Genomic DNA, 17,923 nt, shown 5'->3' on the forward strand with positions numbered 1-17,923 from the left:
AATCAGTCTCAGAAACGCGATTCACATGATGAGATAGCTGTTTCGATGTGTTCCATGAAACAGTAGGGTGCGGATACCCGACGAACAGGATGGTGATGTCATGACCAGCGAATTCGAAGCCGAGCTCGACCGCCGCATCGCCGATCTGCAGGAGCGCCTGCGCGCCGCGCGCGCCGCGGACGAGGACTACCTCGTGGAATCGCTGGTCGACGAGTTGCAGGGCCTCGTCGAGATCGCCGGCGACAACGAGGTCGACACCGCGGAGATGCAGCGCATCCTCGCCGCGGAGACCGGCGCCATCCCGATCGTCCCCGAGGCCCAGCGCGGTCCGAGCAGCTGAGGCCGCCCGGACCAGGCGCGGCCCCGCCCGCGCCGCCTCAGGCGCCGGGGGCCGGCAGCCAGTTGGGCACGGTGGGCCGCTCGCGCACCCCGCGGCAGCACTCGAAGCTGCACGCCCCGCTGCCATCGGCCAGTGCCGGCAGGCGGGTGACGGCCGGGGGGGCCACCGGCTCGCCGCGGCGCTGCGCGGCCCGCTCCTCGACGAGGTCGACGAGTCCGGCGACGAACTGCGGCTTGAGGCCCACGGTGGCCGCCCGCTCATAGGCGAACCCCAGCTCCGCCGCCGTCTCGGCCGCCTCCGTGTCGAGGTCGTACTTGACCTCCATGTGGTCCGACACGAAGCCCAGGGGCACCGCGATGACGCCCTCGACGCCATCCTCCTTGAGCTCGGCCATCCGGTCGTTGACATCGGGTTCGAGCCACGGCATGGACGGCGGTCCCGAGCGCGAGCAGTAGACGAGCTCGGAGCGCAGCGGGACCTCGTCGGCCAGCTGCTCGTTCACCCAGTCCTTGAGCGCCTCGTGCTGGGCCCGGTAGCCCGCGGTCTGCGCCTCGGAGGCGTCCTCCATGACATCGGGGATCGAGTGCGTGACGTAGAGGAGGCGGTGCCTTTCCGGGTCGAGGCCGCCGGTCTTGGCCGCGAACGCCCGCGCGGCCGTGCGCACGCAGTCGAGCTCCGCGGCCGCGAAGCCGGGGTGGTTGAAGTACTGGCGGATCTTGTCGAAGCCCACCTCGATGCCCTCGGCGGCCAGCACGTCAATCGTCTTGGCGAAGTCCTCGCGGTACTGGCGGCACGAGGAGTAGCTCGAGTACGCCGAGGTGTCGATCGCGAGGAACTGGCGGGCGCCGCTGCGCTCGTGCTCGGCGCGCACGACGTCGGTGAGATAGGGCTCCCAGTTGCGGTTGCCCCACAGCACCGGCACGTCGATTCCCCGCCGGTCGAATTCGGCGCGCAGCTCCGCGAGCAGGGCGCGGTTCTGATCGTTGATGGGCGACTTGCCGCCGAACCCGTAGTAGTGCTCCCCCACTTCCACGAGGCGCTCATCGGGGATGCCGCGCCCGCGCGTGACGTTCTGCAGGAACGGCAGCACCTCCTCCGGCGCCTCGGGACCGCCGAAGGACATGAGGATGACTGCGTCGAAGGGCTGGACTGAGCTCATGGGGCCAGCCTAGCGGCGCCCCGGCGCAGCACAGCGCCGGGACTCAGGGCAAGATCGCCGGTCCCGAGGGGCGGAATGGGGCGATTTCGGCCGCCGGATCGCGCGACTCGCGCCGCCAATGCCCGCGGCCGCGGGCCGCGCGTGACACGATCGGGAGCGAAGTCCGACCACGAAGGAGCGCAGATGACCGAGCTGAGCCTGCAGGGCGCCGTCGACGACGGGGCGACGCTGGTCCTCGCCGACGGCAGCGGTGAGCAGTTCACCCTGCCCATCGACGACGAGCTGTTCGCCGCGGTCCGGCGCGACCGGGCCCGCCGCGCCGGCGGCCCCGCCCCCGGCGAGCCGCTGCGCCCCCGCGACATCCAGGCGATGGTCCGCTCCGGCATGACCGCCGAGGAGATCGCGGAGACCACCGGCGCCGACCTCGAGCACGTGCGCACCTACGAGCACCCCGTGCTCGCCGAGCGCCGCCACACCGCCGGGCGCGCGGGCCGCTGCCTGGTCTACCCCCAGAACGACCTGGACGACGCCCCCCGGCCCCTCGCCCAGCTCGCCGCCGAGCGGCTGGCGCTGCGCGAGGTCGACCTCGACTCGATGAAGTGGGACGCCTGGAAGTCCCAGGGCGGCGCGTGGCACGTCGAACTGTCCTTCACCGCGGCCAGCAGCCGGCGCACCGCCGCGTGGGAGTACCGCCACAATTCGGTGCGCCCGCTCGACGACGAGGCGCGCTGGCTCTCCGATGCCGGCCCCACCGACTCCGGGCCCATCCCGAACTTCGGCTCCGGCACCGAGCGCGTGTTCAACATCGAGGCGGAGAACCGCCGCAGCGAGCAGCGCGCGGCGCGCGGGGCGCAGCGCACCGCCGCGCCCGCGCCCGGCGAGGCTCCCGGCGCCCCCGCGGGCGGTGCCGCTCACCGCGACCAGGCCGCGGAGACCGGCCGGATCCTCGAGGGGCTGCGCCGACGCCGCGGGCGCCCGGACGACACCCAGGCCCCGCGCGAGCAGCCCCCGGGGCTGCACTCCGTCGCGGAGGAGCCGCCCACGCATCCCGATGGCGCCCACACCGCTCTCTCGCGTCCGCAGGACGCGAAGGACGACGGCGTCTTCCCGCTGCCGCGCAGCGCCGATGACGAGGCGCAGGCATGGGGAGCCGAATCTGAGGCACTCGCCGATGCGCCGCTGCACCCCGATGCGCAGGAGTCCGCGGCGCACGATCCGGGGACGCAGGAGCAGGGTGCCCAGGCAGCGCACTCTCCCGCCGGGCAGCGCACCTCCTATGACACCGAGCCGATCGCCCCGGGCGTGCTCTTCGATGACGCCGCGACCCCGGATCAGCCCTCGCTGCTCGACGAGCCGGGTGTGACCGACGGCGCCCCGGAGAACGAGGCGGGAGGGGGCCCGTCCGAGCCGCTGCGCGCCTCGGATGCCAAGGATCCGGGTGAGCAGCAGTCCAAGCGCCGCGGCGGGCGCACGTCGCTGCCCAGCTGGGATGAGATCATGTTCGGCTCGAAGCGCGACTGACGCCCATCCGTCCCGGTGGCCCCGGGGCAGGCACGTTCCGGTCCCGCCTGGCCGTCCGCAGTCAGGCCGCCCGGCCGCTCAGCGCGGCTGAGCGACCGGAACGGCTGCGGGCCGGGCGCCCACCGCCACGCGGCGGTCCCCCGCCAGCGCAAGCGATTCGTCGTGGGTCACGAGGATCACGGCGGTGTCGGCCAGGCCGGCCCGCAGGTCCGCCATGAGCGCCGCTGCCAGGGCCTCGTCGAGGTGCGCGGTGGGCTCGTCGAGCACGATCGCGCTGGCGCCGGCGAGCAGGGTGCGCGCCACGGCCAGCCGCTGGCGCTGGCCGCCCGAGAGCCGGCCGCCCCCGGCGCCGATGCGCGCGTCGAGTCCCATGTCCGCGGCCAGGCCGCCCAGCCCCACCCGTTCGAGCACCGCAGTGAGCTCCGCGTCGTCGGGCGCCAGGTCGCGCGGCCGGGCGAGGAGCAGGTTGGCCCGCAGGCTCGAATCGAAGACGTGCGCCTCCTGCGGGCACCAGGCGATGTGGCCCGCGAGGTCCTCGGGCGACAGCGCCAGGGCATCCCCGCCGTCGAGCGCGTAGCTGCCCGCGCGCGGATCGAGGAAGCGCAGCACGATGCTCACCAAAGTCGTCTTGCCTGCCCCGGAGGGGCCGGTGACGACCGTCCAGGAACCGCGCTGCGCGGCGGCGCTCAGCCCGGTGAACACATCGCGGTCGGTGCCCGGCCAGCGGGCGGCCACATCGCGCAGCACGAGCTCGCGCGGCTGGCCCTCCCGCAGGCGTGCGGCGCCGTGAGCGAGTGACCCGCCGCCGACCGCCCCGCCGCCGTCGGCAGCTCCCCTGGCCGCACCGCCATCCCCGGCCTCGGCCTCGAGTGCCCGAGCGCCTGCGGCGAACGGTTCGCGGTCGAGCTCCGGGGTGCGCGCGAGCACGGAGGCCAGCGCAGGCCACTGCTGGAGGGAGGTCAGGGCATCGGCGAACGGATCGATGAGCGAGAGCGGCAGCAGCACGGCCACCGCGAGCATCTCGCCGGAGACCTCCCCGGCCGCCACGGCCCCGGCGAGCACCGGCAGCATGAGCACGCCGGTGAGCACGCCGCACACCGTGACGAGGGCCTCGCCGGCGCCGGTGGCGCGCAGGGCGCGCGCCTCCCAGCCCGCTGTGCGGACATCGTCGCGGGCGACCTGCGCCGCGGCCGCCGGGGCGCGGCCCGCGGCGATGAGGTCCTCGCGCGCCCACAGCAGGCGGGCGAGCCCGTCGAGCACCCTGCCGCGGGCGCTCAGGCGGGCGGTGCTCGCGTGCGCATCGGCGGCCAGGGCGAGTGCCGGCGCGGCGAGCAGCGCGCCGGCGCAGCCCAGCGCGGTGAGGAGGCCCGCGGCCGGATGGACGGACCACTCGACGCCGATCGCCGCGGCGGCGAGGATGACGGCGACGATGGGCCCGAGCACCACGCGGGGCGCCAGATCCCGGATGTCGTCGACGTCGGAGATGAGGCGGCGCAGGGCGAGCTCGCCGCGCAGGAGCGTGCGGTTGGCGGTCCCCGTGCGCGCGAACGCCGTCCACACGGCGGCGCGCAGCCGGGTGAGCGCGCCCAGCACGGCGTCGTGGAGGCAGAGCTGCTTGGCGTAGGCGAAGACGGACCGCGAGATGCCGAAGAAGCGCACGCCCACGATCGCGACGAGCAGGTACATGATCGGCGGGTGGGCGGCGGCGCGCACGATGAGCCAGCCGGAGACGGCGATGAGGGCGCTCGCCGCCGCGGCCGAGCAGACGCCCATGAGCACGGCCAGCCAGAACTTGGGCGCCCGGATGTCCACGGCACGCGCCAGGCGCCCGAGCAGGGTGCGCAGCGGGGGCCGGTTCCCGGCAGCGGACTCCGGGCCGTCCGCTCCTGCCGGATGGGCCGCCGGGCGGTCCGACCCGACCGGGTCCGCAGCGGCCGGGGCCGTCGGCACCCCGGCGGGTGACGGGGCGATGGACGCGGCTGGCGCGCTGCCGGCCGGGGCGACGGCGCTGGGGGCCGAGGCGGCGCCCGCGGTGTTCGCGCGTGCCGGCGAGGCGTGCGGCCGGGAGCCGGGCGCGCCCACGTCGATGCGGGCCTGCGCGGCGGCGAGCAGCGCCGGATCGTGGGTGGCGGCGATGACGGGCACCGTGCGGGCCACGGCGGCCAGCTCGGCGCGCACGCGGGCCGCGGCCGCGGCATCGAGGTGGGCGGTGGGCTCATCGGCCAGCAGCAGGCCGGCGCCCGCCTCGACGCCGGCCAGCGCGCGGGCCAGCGCCAGGCGCCGCAGCTCACCGGGGCTGAGCGCCGCGCACGGGAACTCGGGCTCCAGCGCGAGGCTCGCCCGGGTCAGGAGCCCGGCGGCCTCCTCGGCCGCGAGCGGGCGGCCGGCGTAGGCGCTCAGCTCCGCGCGCAGGGTGGTGGCGAACGTCCGCGGGGCCTGCGCGGCCAGCGCGAGGGCGGCGGGGACTCCGGTGGCGCTGCCGCTCACCGTGGTCTCGGCGTCGGTGCGCACGAGGCCGGCGAGGACGCCCAGGAGCGTCGACTTGCCCGCCCCCGAAGGCCCGGCGACGACGGTGAGTCCCGCGCCGATGCGCGCGCTGCACGGGGCCAGTGCGGGCTCGGCGCGCCCGGCGTAGGACACGCTCAGGCTCTCCAGCACCAGGGGCTCGGCCGCGCCGGGGGCCGGGTGCTCGCCCGCGGGCGCCGCCGGCTCCGAGGCGATGATCTCCTGGGCGCGCTCGCGGGCGGCCATCCCGTTCTCCGAGGAGTGGAAGGCAGCCCCCAGCTGGCGCAGCGGCAGGAAGACCTCGGGCGCCAGGACGAGGGCCAGCAGGCCCGCCTCGAGGTCCATCGTGCCGGCCACGAGCCGCACGCCGATGAAGACCGCCACGAGGGCCACGGAGATCGTGGCGATGAGCTCGAGTGCCAGCGCGCTGAGGAACGCGACGCGCAGGGTCTGCAGCGTCGTACGGCGGTAGGACTCGCTCATGGCCGCCAGCGCGCGGGTCTGGGCGCGGACCCGGCCCAGGCCGATGAGCACCGGCAGGCCCCGGGCGAGCTCGACGAGGTTCGTGGAGAGCTGGTCGAGGCTGTGGACGGCCTCGGCCACGCGCCCCGAGGTGTACTTGCCGATGAGCACCATGAACAGCGGCACGAGCGGCAGGGTGATGAGGAGGATGACGGCGCTCGTGAGGTCCGCGAAGGCGATCCGCACGCCCAGCACCAGCGGAATCGCCGCCGCGGACGTCAGGGCGGGCAGCACTGCGGTGTAGTAGTCGTCGAGGTCGTCGAGGCTGCGGGTGGCCGCGACGGTCAGGGCCCCGTCGGACAGCGGCAGGTCGCGCCCGGAGCCCGCGATCGCCCGGTCCACGAGCGCGGCGCGCAGCGCGGTCTTGACGGCGACCGCCGCCCGCGCTCCGATGCTGCGCTGGGCCCACGCCGCCGCGCCGCGCAGGAGCGCGCCCACGATGCCGCAGGCCAGGGCGGTGCCGATCGGCTCACCGTGGGGCAGCGCGACGATGCCGCGGGCCACCGCCTCGGCGATGAGCACGAGGCCCACCGCCCGGACCAGCGCGGTGGCGGTGAGGGCGAGCAGCGCGCGGCGCCCCGCGGGATCGGCCAGCGCCGGTCCCGCGGGGCCCTGCCGCCGGCTCATGAGTGCGCGGCGGAGCGCACGGCCTTCGGGATGACGTGCGCGGCGGGGATGTGCTCGACGCTCAGCCGCTGGGCGAACACGCGGTAGCTCCAGGACTGGTAGAGGATGACGAGCGGCACGAAGACGATGGCGACGATGAGCATGACCGTCAGCGTATAGGCCGACGAGGATGCGCCGCCGACCGTCAGCGAGAACTGCGGGTCGAGGGTGGAGGGCATGACGACGGGGTAGACGCTCGAGAAGATCGCCGCCACGCCGGCCACGAGGAACCCGGACTCGGCGAGGAACGCGGCCTTCTCCCGGCCCCCGCGGATCGCGATCCACGAGTACGCCGCGGCGCCGGCCGCGATGAGCAGGAGCACCCAGCCCCACCAGTGGCCCGAGCGGACCACGATGATGACGGCCCAGGCCACGAGCGGCAGCAGAAGCAGCGGCCCCCAGCTGCCGGCGATGCGCGCCGCGCGGTGGCGCACGTCGCCGTCGGTCTTGAGCGTGAGGAAGAGCAGCCCGTGGAGGATGCAGAAGCCCAGCACGCCCAGCCCGCCGATGATCGCGTAGGCGTTGACCCAGGCGAACGGGCCGCCCACATTGTCGCCGCGCTCGTTGAGCGGCATCCCGGTCGTCGTGAGCGCGAGCATCGCGCCCACGCAGAAGGCGGCGACGGCGGAGCCCGCGGACATGCACCAGGTCCAGCCGGCGCGCCAGCGGTCCGTGTGACCCTTGCCGCGGTACTCGATCGCGATGGCGCGCAGGATCAGCGCGACGAGCGCGAGCGTGAGCGGGAGGTAGAGCGCGGAGAACAGCGAGGCGTACCACAGGGGGAACGCCGCGAAGGTGGCGCCGCCCGCGGTGAGCAGCCACACCTCGTTGCCGTCCCAGACGGGGCCGATCGTGTTGATGAGCAGGCGGCGCTCCTGCTCGTTCTTGGCGAACCCCTTGAGCAGGGTGCCCACGCCCAGGTCGAATCCCTCGAGGAAGAGGTAGCCGAGCCACAGGACGGCGATGAGGATGAACCAGATGGTCGGAAGTGCGTCGGACATCGCGGGCTCCTCAGTAGGCGAAGGACAGGACGTCGTCGTGGTCCGACGACACCGTGGGCTTGTAGTTCTGGTGGTCGAGCTCCGGCATGGCCGAGGCCACGCCGCCGCGCACGAAGCGGATGAGCAGGAGCAGCTCGAAGACCATGAGCACTCCGTAGAGGAGGGTCAGGGTGATGAGCGAGAAGAGCATCTCCCCGGCGGACACGGACGGCGAGCTCGCTGCGGCCGTGTAGAGGTAGACGCCGTCGATGCCGGAGGCGTCCGGGTTGGGCGCCACGACGAAGGGCTGGCGGCCCATCTCCGTGAAGACCCAGCCGGCGGAGTTCGCGATGAAGGGCGCGGTGATGCCCCACAGGGCGAGCTTGGACAGGAACGCGCTGCGCGGGACCGTGCCCTTGCGGGTGGCCCACAGCGCGTAGGCCGCCGCGGCGGCGGAGAGCACGCCGAAGCCGATCATGAGGCGGAAGCCCCAGTAGGTGACGATCATGAGCGGCTGGTAGTTGATCTGCTGGCCGGCGTGGATGCCCGCCGCCTCGTCGTCCGGGTAGGTCTGACCGTACTTCTCCTGGTACTGCGGGACGAGCGGCTGGACGCCGGGGACGTCCTCGGTGAAGTTGCCCTTGGCCAGGAACGACAGGAGCCCGGGGATCTCGATGACCGGGTGGACGTCCTTGCAGTTGTTCGAGCTGAGGTCGCCCACGGTGAGCACGGAGAACTGGTTGCCGGTGTGGCAGGCCGCCTCCGCTGAGGCCATCTTCATGGGCTGCTGGACGTACATGAGCTTGGCCTGGATGTCGCCGGTCAGCGCAACGGCGGCGAAGGCGAAGATGGCCGCCCAGGCGCCGATGCGCAGGGAGCGCAGCCACACCGTGTGGTCGGTCCGGTCGCGGCCGGGGATCTCCGGGGCCTCGCCCACGACCACGCGGCCGAGGTCGTCGACGGTGTCGATCCCGTCCTTCCTGCGGCGCCACAGGTGGTACCAGGCGATGCCGAGCATGAACGCGGCGCCCACGGCGACGGCGCCGGAGAGCGTGTGGAAGTACGCGGCGATCGCGGTGTTGTTGCCGAGCACCGCCCAGATGTCGACGAGCTTGGGCCGGCCGTCGATCACCTCGACGCCCACGGGGTGCTGCATCCAGGAGTTCGCGGCGATGATGAAGAAGGCGGAGATCCAGGAGCCGATGACGGCGGCCCAGAGCACGCCCAGGTGCAGCTTGCGGTTGAGCCGGCCCCAGCCGAAGATCCACAGGCCCAGGAAGACGGACTCGAGGAAGAAGGCGATGAGCGCCTCCATGGCGAGGGGGGCGCCGAAGACGTCGCCGACGTAGCGGGAGTACTCCGACCACGCCATGCCGAACTGGAACTCCTGGACGATGCCGGTGGCCACGCCCATGATGAAGTTGATGAGGTAGAGCTTGCCCCAGAACTTCGTGGCGCGCAGCCACACGTCGTTGCCGGTGCGGTTGTACACGGTCTGCAGGATGGCCACGAGCAGGCCCAGGCCGAGCGTGAGCGGGACCATCCAGAAGTGGTAGACGGTGGTGATGCCGAACTGCCACCGCCCGACGAGTACGGGATCCACGAGTTCCTCCTCGCTTGTGCCCGCCGGCGCCGGTCGGCTCCGCGGGACCTCATTTCTACACTTCGTAGAATACTCCCAGCGAGCACGGGAGGCCCTCCCAGGCGGCACCCGTCCACGCCAGCGTCCTAGCCGTCCCACATGTCGGGATCGGGCGCCCCGGGGGCCCAGACTCCCCGGATTCGCACATGCTTGTGTTGCGATAATCTACGCGGTGTAGAAGTATGATGGCAGTGGAGCCGCCCGCCGTGGGCGGCCGCGAAGGGATACGGACAGCGTGGGAACTCTGGGTGAACTCGAGCGCAGCGTGATGAACGCGCTGTGGACCAGCGGCGACGGCATGACCGCCGCGGATCTGCGCGACGGCCTCGCCGCGCGCGATCTCGCCCTCACCACCGTCCACACCGTCCTCACCCGCCTGGAGAAGAAGGGGTTCGTCAGCCGCGACCGGTCCACCCGGCCCCACCGCTACGTGCCCACCTCCACCCGCGAGGACCACATGGTCGACATGATGACCGAGGTCCTCGACCAGGCGTCCGACCGCCAGGCCGTGCTCGCGCGCTTCGTCGGCACCGTCTCGGAATCCGACACCGCGTTCCTCTCCAGCCTCCTCGGCGCCCAGCGCGCCTCCTGAGGCAGGCGGCAGGTCCGCGCCGTGCTCACCCTCTTCATCCTGGGCCTCTGCCTTGCCCTCGTGGCCCTCGTGCTCGCCTGGCCCATTCCCGAGGCGATGGCGCGGGCGACGCTCGCCCGCTCCCCCACCGTGCTCATGGCCCTCTGGCAGGGCCTTGGGCTGGCCGGCGGCCTGTCACTCGTCGGGGCGATCACCCTGCTGGCCCTCGTGCCCAGCCTGCACGCCCTCAGGCTGGCCGCCGGCGATCCGCAGCGCAGCGGCGCAGGACCCCTGGCGTGGTGGCAGTGGGCGCTGCTCGTGGCCGCGCTCGTCATGCTCGCGCGACTGCTGTGGTGCCTCGTCGCCCAGTACGTGCGCGCCCAGCGCGCCCGCCGGCGCCATGTGGCGCTCGTGGAGCTGCTGACGAGCCCCTCCCAGGCCGATCCCGGGACGCGGCTCCTGCCCTCCGAGGTGCCGCTAGCCTACTGCGTGCCGGGCGCCGCCGCCCGCGGCACCGGGGCGCCGGGCACCACCGTGCTCTCCACGGGGCTCATCGCGGCGCTGAGCGAGCCCGAGCGCCGCGCCGTCATCGCCCACGAGTCCGCCCACCTGCGCTACCACCACCAGCTCTTCGTCATCCCGTTCGCCGCCTGGCACCGGGCGCTGCCCTTCCTGCCCGCAACGGCGCGCGCGCTCTCCGCCGTGTCCGCGCTCATCGAGTTCATGGCCGACGATGCGGCGGTCCGCGAGGCAGGCCCCGAGGCGCTGGCCTCCGCTATCGCCACGAGCGCGGGCATCCACCCGGGCGAGTCGAACGAGGCGCTCACGCGGGTCCGGCTGAGCCGGCTGGGCTGACGGCACCCACGCCGTGCCCGAGGCGCGGGCGCGGCGTGGGTGCCGGCCGGCGCCTCGGGCGCGGTGCGGTTTAAGCGTCGATGCGCTCCGCGTCGAGGACGGCGGCGCCGGAGATGAGGAACTCCTTGCGCGGCGCGACATCGGAGCCCATGAGCAGGTTGAACGTGCGGTCCGCGGCCTCGAGGTCGGCCATCGCGGCCCGGCGCAGGAGCCGGTGCTCGGGGTCCATCGTCGTCTCCGCGAGCTGGTCCGCGTCCATCTCCCCGAGGCCCTTGTAGCGCTGCGGGGTCTTGTATCCCCGCTTGCCCTTCTCGAGCCTGCGGACGAGCTGGTGGAGCTCGGCCTCCGAGTAGGTGTAGACGACCTCGTTGGGCTTGCCGCGGTTGATGATCTCCACACGGTGCAGCGGCGGGACGGCGGAGAAGACGCGCCCGGCCTCGACGAGCGGGCGCATGTAGCGGAAGAACAGCGTGAGGAGGAGCGTGCGGATGTGCGCACCGTCCACGTCCGCGTCCGTCATGATGATGATCTTGCCATAGCGGGCGGCGTCGAGGTCGAAGCTGCGCCCGGAGCCGGCCCCGATCACCTGGGTGAGCGCCGCACACTCGGCGTTGGCCAGCATGTCCGCAACCGATGCCTTCTGGACGTTGAGGATCTTGCCGCGGATGGGGAAGAGCGCCTGGAAGTCGGCATCCCGGGCGGCCTTCGCGGTGCCCATGGCGGAGTCGCCCTCGACGATGAACAGCTCCGAGTGCTCGACATCGCCCTTGCGGCAGTCGTAGAGCTTGGCCGGCAGCGAGGAGGACTCGAGCGCGGTCTTGCGGCGCTGGTTCTCCTTGTGGGTGCGCGCGGAGATGCGCGACTTCATCTCCGAGACGACCTTCTCCAGCAGCGTGGCGGCCTGCGCCTTCACCGGGCGCTTCTGCGATTCGAGGAGCGCGGTGAGCTCGCGCTCGACCGTCTTCGCGACGATCTGGCGCACGGCGGGGGTGCCGAGCACCTCCTTCGTCTGGCCCTCGAACTGGGGCTCGGCGAGCTTGACCGTGACGACGGCCGTCAGCCCGGCGAGCACATCGTCCTTCTCGAGCTTGTCCTTGCCCGCCTTGAGCTTGCGCGCATTGGCCTCCACCTGCTTGCGCAGCGTCTTGAGCAGGGCCTGCTCGAAGCCGGTGAGGTGGGTGCCGCCCTTGGGCGTGGCAATGATATTGACGAAGCTCTTCACCCGCGTGTCGTAGCCGGTCCCCCACCGCACGGCGATGTCGACGGCGACGTCGCGCGCGACCTCCGTGGAGACCATGTGGCCGTGGTCGTCGAGGATCGGGACCGTCTCCGTGAACGTGCCCTCGCCGGCCAGGCGCCACACGTCGGTGAGTCCGGCGTCCATGGCCAGGTGCTCGACGAAGGCGGAGATCCCCCCGTCGAACCGGAATTCGTCGAGCTTCTCCGCGATCGGGGCACCCGTCTCATCACGGGCCAGGCCGCGCAGGTCGCGCACGGAGATCCCCAGGCCGGGCACGAGGAATGCGGTCTGGCGGGCGCGGTCGACGAGCGAGGCGTCGTCGAACCGGGCGTCCTTGATGAAGATCTGCGAATCGGCCCAGTAGCGCACTCGGGTGCCGGTCACCCCGCGCTTGGCCTTGCCCACGATGTCGAGCTCGCTGGCCGTGGTGAAGGGGGTGAACGGGCTGTCGGGCGAGGGCTCGCCGCCGTCGTCGTCGAAGCGGCCGGGCTTGCCGCGCTGGAAGGACATGCGGTGGACCTTCCCGGCGCGGGTGACCTCGACGTCGAGCCGGGCGGACAGCGCGTTGACGACGGAGGCGCCCACCCCGTGCAGGCCGCCCACGGCCTGGTAGGACCCGCCGCCGAACTTGCCGCCGGCGTGCAGCTTCGTCATGACGACCTCGACGCCGATCAGCCCGGTCTTAGGCTCGATGTCGACCGGGATGCCGCGGCCGTCATCGGCGACGGCCACGGAGCCGTCGGCGTGGAGCGTCACGGCGATGTCCGTGCCGTGGCCGGCCAGCGCCTCGTCGACGGAGTTGTCGATGATCTCCCACAGGCAGTGCATGAGGCCGCGGGAGTCGGTCGATCCGATGTACATGCCGGGGCGCTTGCGCACCGCCTCGAGGCCCTCGAGCACCTGCAGCTGGTGCGCGCCGTAGTCCTCGCCGCCTGCCTTCTTCGCCGCCACGTGGCTCCCTTCGCTGCCCGCCGGGCACTCGCCGGCCGACCCCGTCGATTTTAGAACAGCGCCGCCGCGGCGCGCGCTGCCGCGCCGGGACGGCCCGCGATTTCCGGCGCCCGACGGAGTCCTGTCCTCACCCGGTCGGGGATGCTGACGTACCCGTGTTCGATTCGATGAGGTGCGGTCGGTGGGGCACGGATTGCCCCGGGGACCGCCCCGGGCCAGCGCGTGCGAGCGGGGCACACTCGGAGCCGGGCCGGAGCGCGCGGGCGGGGCGCGGGGCGCGACACCGGCATCGGGCACGGCCCGCCGGTGCGCGCAGCCGGGCACGACCCGCCGGATTGCGGAGGATGGGACATACTGGGGCCATGGCCCACCCTCTCCTGCGCTCCCTGGCGCTCCTTGCCTGCCCGCTCATCCTCGTGGGCTGCGGCGCCCAGTCCGCGGGCGACGGTCCCCCCTCACCGCGCAGTAGCACCCTGCGCCCCGAGCCCAGCGCCGCCTCCGCGGGCGCGGCCAGCACGGCGGGCGCCTCGGCGTCGGCGCGGCCCACCGAGGCGAAGGATGCCTCGGCGGGCATCGCGGAGGGTGCACTCGAGGGCACGACAATCGCCCTGGACCCCGGGCACAACGGGGGCAATGCCTCGCACCTCTCCGCGATCAACAAGCAGGTCCCGGACGGCAATGGCGGCACGAAGGCGTGCAACACGACCGGCACCGCCACCCAGGACGGCTATGAGGAGCACGCCTTCACGTGGGCCGTGGGCAAGGCGGCGAAGAAGCAGCTCGAGGCCGCCGGCGCCACCGTGGTCATGTCGCGTACCTCGGACAAGGGCGTGGGCCCGTGCGTGGACGAGCGCGGGACGTTCGCGAAGGAGAAGGGCGCGGACCTGCTCGTGAGCATCCACGCCAACGGCACGGAGAGCCGCTCGGCCAAGGGCTTCGGGGTCATCATCGCGCCCAAGGGGCCCGAGGTGGCCGCGTCCAAGCGGCTGGGCAAGGACCTCGTCGCGCAGCTCAAGGACCAGGGCTTCCCCGTCAACCGCGCGGGCTATGGCTCGGACGGGCTCAACGAACGCACGGACCTCGCCGGCCTCATGAACTCCTCCGTGCCGACCGCACTCGTCGAGTGCGCGGAGATGAACAACCCCTCCGAGGCCGCGCTCATGCGCACGAAGGCGGGCCAGAAGCGCTACGCCACGGCGATCGTCGCCGGGATCGGCGACTACGTGCACGCGGGCGGCTGAGCGGCCTCGCACGGCGGCCGGCCGCAGGATGATCGGCTGCGGGGCGGTCGGTGGCGGGGCGTTCGGCCGCGGAGTGGCCGGCTGCCGGGCTGACGGCTGCCGGGCTCACGGCCGCGGGGCTGTCAGCCGTGGGGCTGTCGGCTGTACAACGCGCGACGCCGCCGCGCCGGGCGTTCGACTGGCCCGGCATGGTCCCCCGGAGCCGGTACGCGCCGCACCCGGTGCGGAACGGACCTGCGAGAATGGGGTCGAGCGCGGTGCGCGCTCATCCGAGCCGAGGAGACACCGTGAACGCGAATACGAAGCCGTGCTGGGCCGAGCTCAGCTCACCCGACCTCACCGCAGCGCAGGAGTTCTACGGCGGGCTGTTCGGGTGGGAGTTCGCATCCCCCGGCCCGATGGGCTTCGGGGTGCGGGCCCTCGTCGGCGGTGCGCCGGTGGCCGGGATCAGCCCGCAGCCGGAGCAGGCGCCCGCCGGGCAGCCGGGCTTCTGGTCGCTGTACTTCAAGGTCGCCGAGCTCACGGCGTTCCTCGAGGACGTCGAGGAGGCCGGCGGCACAGCAATGATGGCGATCCCCGACTTCGACGAGCACGCCTCCGTGGCGCTCGTCGCCGATGCCGCCGGGACGGCGTTCGGCGCGCTCGCCTATGACGATGACCGCGGCTTCGGCGCGGTAGGCGTCGACGGCGCCACGTGCTGGTACGAGCTGCACACGAAGGACCCGGCGGCCTCCGCCTTCTACTCGACGGTGTTCGGCTGGGACTTCGCCGCCGATCCCGCCGCGGGCCCCGGGTATGAGACGTTCTCCGCGGGCGGCGAGCTGCTGGGCGGGATGGCCGACATCAGCGCCAGCGAGATCCCCGGTCACTGGGAGTCCTACATCCAGGTTGCCGACGTCGATGCCACGGCCGCGCGCGTCGAAGCGCTCGGCGGTGCCCTCCTCGCCGAGCCCGCCGCGTCCCCGCGGGGACGCGTGGGCCGGTTCATCGACACCCACAACGCGGCGTTCACGGTGCTCGCGCCCGCCCAGCGCTGAACTCCGCCTCGTCACGCGCCCGGTCGTGTCGAAGCTCGAACCCAGCCCGACCTGCACTGACGGCCCCGAATCGGCTTCTCCGATTCGGGGCCGTCGACGTTTGCGGAAATTTTCACACTGATTCATCCGAAACCGGGTATGAACCGGTGTACGTTTCTCGGTAGATACGATCTGCGGCCTTCCTCCCGCGGAGTGAAGCTTCCGCTCTCGACCAAGGGACGACAATGACGTCACCCCACCGCGGCCCGGTGCGCCGCCCGCTCCTGCACGCCACCTCCGCGAGACCTCAGTCCACGCGGCTGCGCAGGCTACTCGCCGCTACCGCCGTGCTCCTGCTCACACTGCTCGGCGTGACGCCGCTTCTCACGATGACGCCTGCGATAGCAGCCGGTCGCCTCGACTGCACAAACAACTCCATTTACGCCCTCGGAGACAAAGGGCAGCTGCAGAAGTTCTCGCCTGGCGCTAACCCGGCGGTCAGCACGATAGGCACGGCTGCAAGTGGTGTTTCACAGTTCAATGGCTTGGGTATTGGGGAGGGCGGATCCTCCGTGTACGCCTACGAACGCAGCACAAACGGCCGCGGGTCAGCCCTCACGAAAGCGCTTATCTATACCTACGACCCGGGCAGCGAGAGGTGGACAAACACAGGTGACTCATACGATGCCTCCCTGCAGGGCCTCGACGCCAATCTCGTTGCCGGAGCGGTCAACCTCAAAACCGGCAGTTTCCTCTTCGGGGGATTTACGAATAACGGCAAGAAGTTCCAGCTATACGAATACCAGCCGCAAACGAAAAGATTTTCGTACCTCGGGTTTGTAGCAACGAAGGCGACCGGTTCCAATGCCTCCCAGAACGGTGACCTCGCCTTCGATACCCAGGGCAACATGTTCGTCGTGCGCGGCGTCGGCAGCTCCTCGGAAATCTACGCGGTCAAGGCCTTAACGCTCGCAGCGGCGGATGGCGGAGAGCTCGCGGCTTCCGTCACCAACGACGTCGCAACAGCGACGAGCATGAACGGAGTCGCGTTTGACTCCGATGGCCGCGGTTACCTCGGTCAGACCAGTGAACTCCAGCGCTTCGAGATGCCGAACTGGACAGACAGAACCACCGTGACGAACAAACTCTCCAGCTCGTGGGACCTTGCCTCTTGCGCCTCACCGCCGACCATCACGGTACAGAAGGACGTCGCGGCTCGAGCGAGTACAAGTGACCAGTTCCGACTCGGGCTCTTCAGCGGGCGCACACCCTCCAGCACGACGGAAGTGGCGAACACAACGACCGCAGGCACCGCGACGGGTCTCCAGGACAAGCAGATCGGGCCGTTCCCCGCGACGCGCGGTGCAACCATGAGCTTCAATGAAACGGCCGCAGGCTCCACCGAGCTCTCGCGGTATGCCTCGAAGTACGAGTGCCTGATCGACGGCAAGCCGATGTCGCCCGCCGTCACCGGGTCAACAACCGGCGGCTCGTTCACGGTTCCGCAGTCCGGGCAGTCCATCGTGTGCACCCTGACGAACACGCCCAAGGCCTCTTCACTCCAGGCGGACAAGACATGGATGGTCGACGGCACGCCCTATGCCCACGGCAAGCAGCCCGACGGCTTGAGCGCCACGCTGGGTGTGGCGCCCACCGGCAACAAGACGGGCCCACCTAGCTGGGGCGAGGAGCGCGGTGGCTACACCGCGGGTGACACCGTCAAGCTCAGCGAGACCACCTCGATCAGCGACTCGAAACTGCCGGGCTGCACCCTCACCGACTCAACGGTAGCCGGAACGGGTATCAGCGGCTCCCCCAGTCTGCCGGCGTCCGGGCGCAGTGTGACCCTCCAGGAGGGCAAGAACAGCTACCAGGTGACCAATACGGTCGCCTGCCAGACGCTCACGCTCACCAAGCAGGTCGCTAATACGCACGGGGGCACGCGGGCAGCCGAGAGCTGGAACGGTCACCTGTTCGCCAAGGCCGGAACGGCCGACCGCCTCGCGTTCGATTCGGGGCTGAAGCGCTACGTGGCCACCGGGACCTATGCGCTCAGCGAAGACCAGTTTAACGGCTACGACCTGGAATCCATCACCTGCACGGGCGGTACATACAACGCGGACGCGAAGACGATCACGCTCACGACCGGCCAGTCCGCCAGCTGCACCCTCAAGAACGTCGACAAGCCCGGCAGCGTCACGTGGAAGAAGATCGACGTTGCGGGCAATGCGCTCAAGGGCTCGGTCTGGTCGCTCAAGGGCCCCGGTTCGGCCACGGTGAAGGTCGAGGACTGCATCGAGGCTGCGGCCACCGCCTGCACGGGCTCCGACAAGGATCCGGCTGCCGGGGCATTCCGGGTCGTCGACCTCACATGGGGTGATTACACGCTCACGGAGTCCAAGGCCCCGGCCGGCTATCAACTCAACTCGACTCCGCACCCGTTCACGATCCGTGCTGACGCACTAGCGATCGACCTGGGGCGATACACGAACAACCAAGCGCCCACCGTCGCACTCCCCCTGACGGGTGGCAACGGCTCCCTGCCGTACTTCGTACTCGGTGCCTCTCTCGTGGGCGCCGCGGCAGCGGCCGGCCTCGTGCTCCGCGTGCGGAGGCGACGCTCCTGACCCCAACTGCTACTCAGACCGCGGCCGGCGCCGCGGTCCTCGAGCCCCGCACGTTCACTCCGACCTTCCCGTTCAATGAAGAACAGC

General features: G+C 71.8%; 12 protein-coding genes. 7 read left to right on the plus strand and 5 right to left on the minus strand.

Translation table 11 applies throughout. The features are described 5' to 3' along the window. The first annotated feature begins 100 nt into the window (after positions 1 to 100). Positions 101 to 340, plus strand: a complete 240-nt coding sequence (locus BRM1_RS04105; protein ID WP_268528559.1) for a hypothetical protein — start codon at positions 101 to 103, stop codon at positions 338 to 340. A gap of 37 nt (positions 341 to 377) precedes the next feature. Here the strand turns inward: BRM1_RS04105 and BRM1_RS04110 are convergent, their stop codons facing one another. Next, complete coding sequence (locus tag BRM1_RS04110) at positions 378 to 1,499, minus strand: ferrochelatase (RefSeq protein WP_268528562.1); 1,122 nt, start codon at positions 1,497 to 1,499, stop codon at positions 378 to 380. Positions 1,500 to 1,682: 183 nt separating this feature from the next. Between BRM1_RS04110 and sepH the strand changes: the two genes are divergently transcribed. Then, a complete protein-coding gene (sepH, locus tag BRM1_RS04115) occupies positions 1,683 to 3,020 on the plus strand; it encodes a septation protein SepH (RefSeq protein WP_268528565.1) in 1,338 nt (445 codons plus the stop codon). A gap of 78 nt (positions 3,021 to 3,098) precedes the next feature. Here sepH and cydC read toward each other — a convergent pair whose 3' ends face one another. The 3 genes from cydC to BRM1_RS04130 are packed head-to-tail and all read right to left on the minus strand — an operon-like array spanning position 3,099 to position 9,296. Next, on the minus strand, positions 3,099 to 6,674 hold the full coding sequence (cydC, locus tag BRM1_RS04120; protein ID WP_268528568.1) for a thiol reductant ABC exporter subunit CydC: 3,576 nt from the start codon (positions 6,672 to 6,674) through the stop codon (positions 3,099 to 3,101). Next, on the minus strand, positions 6,671 to 7,714 hold the full coding sequence (gene cydB, locus BRM1_RS04125; protein ID WP_268528571.1) for a cytochrome d ubiquinol oxidase subunit II: 1,044 nt from the start codon (positions 7,712 to 7,714) through the stop codon (positions 6,671 to 6,673). The genes cydC and cydB overlap by 4 nt, the downstream gene beginning before the upstream one ends. Positions 7,715 to 7,724: 10 nt before the next feature. After that, complete coding sequence (locus BRM1_RS04130; RefSeq protein WP_160954192.1) at positions 7,725 to 9,296, minus strand: cytochrome ubiquinol oxidase subunit I; 1,572 nt, start codon at positions 9,294 to 9,296, stop codon at positions 7,725 to 7,727. 274 nt (positions 9,297 to 9,570) lie between these two features. On the opposite strand from BRM1_RS04130, the gene BRM1_RS04135 reads away from it, so the two are divergent. Both BRM1_RS04135 and BRM1_RS04140 read left to right on the plus strand, forming a co-directional pair. After that, positions 9,571 to 9,927 (plus strand): BlaI/MecI/CopY family transcriptional regulator, encoded by a 357-nt coding sequence (locus tag BRM1_RS04135; RefSeq protein WP_160954191.1) that lies wholly within the window; start codon positions 9,571 to 9,573, stop codon positions 9,925 to 9,927. 21 nt (positions 9,928 to 9,948) lie between these two features. Next, positions 9,949 to 10,761 carry a M56 family metallopeptidase gene (locus tag BRM1_RS04140; RefSeq protein ID WP_160954190.1) on the plus strand — a complete coding sequence of 271 codons (813 nt, stop codon included), beginning with the start codon at positions 9,949 to 9,951 and terminating at the stop codon, positions 10,759 to 10,761. Positions 10,762 to 10,831: 70 nt separating this feature from the next. On the opposite strand, the gene BRM1_RS04145 is transcribed toward BRM1_RS04140, so the two are convergent. Beyond that, positions 10,832 to 12,952: a DNA gyrase/topoisomerase IV subunit B gene (locus BRM1_RS04145; protein WP_268528579.1), complete on the minus strand. Its 2,121-nt coding sequence runs from the start codon at positions 12,950 to 12,952 to the stop codon at positions 10,832 to 10,834. Positions 12,953 to 13,314: 362 nt separating this feature from the next. Between BRM1_RS04145 and BRM1_RS04150 the strand changes: the two genes are divergently transcribed. From BRM1_RS04150 to BRM1_RS04160, 3 genes are all read left to right on the plus strand, one after another. Then, positions 13,315 to 14,193: an N-acetylmuramoyl-L-alanine amidase gene (locus tag BRM1_RS04150; protein ID WP_268528582.1), complete on the plus strand. Its 879-nt coding sequence runs from the start codon at positions 13,315 to 13,317 to the stop codon at positions 14,191 to 14,193. A gap of 287 nt (positions 14,194 to 14,480) precedes the next feature. Next, entirely contained in the window at positions 14,481 to 15,230 is a 750-nt protein-coding gene (locus tag BRM1_RS04155) for a VOC family protein (RefSeq protein WP_160954187.1), read from the plus strand. Between the two features lie 326 nt (positions 15,231 to 15,556). Next, a complete protein-coding gene (locus BRM1_RS04160; protein ID WP_268528585.1) occupies positions 15,557 to 17,836 on the plus strand; it encodes a SpaA isopeptide-forming pilin-related protein in 2,280 nt (759 codons plus the stop codon). Positions 17,837 to 17,923 lie beyond the last annotated feature (87 nt).

The sequence above is a fragment of the Brevibacterium sp. BRM-1 genome (assembly GCF_026802075.1).
Taxonomy (GTDB): Bacteria; Actinomycetota; Actinomycetes; order Actinomycetales; family Brevibacteriaceae; genus Brevibacterium; species Brevibacterium rongguiense.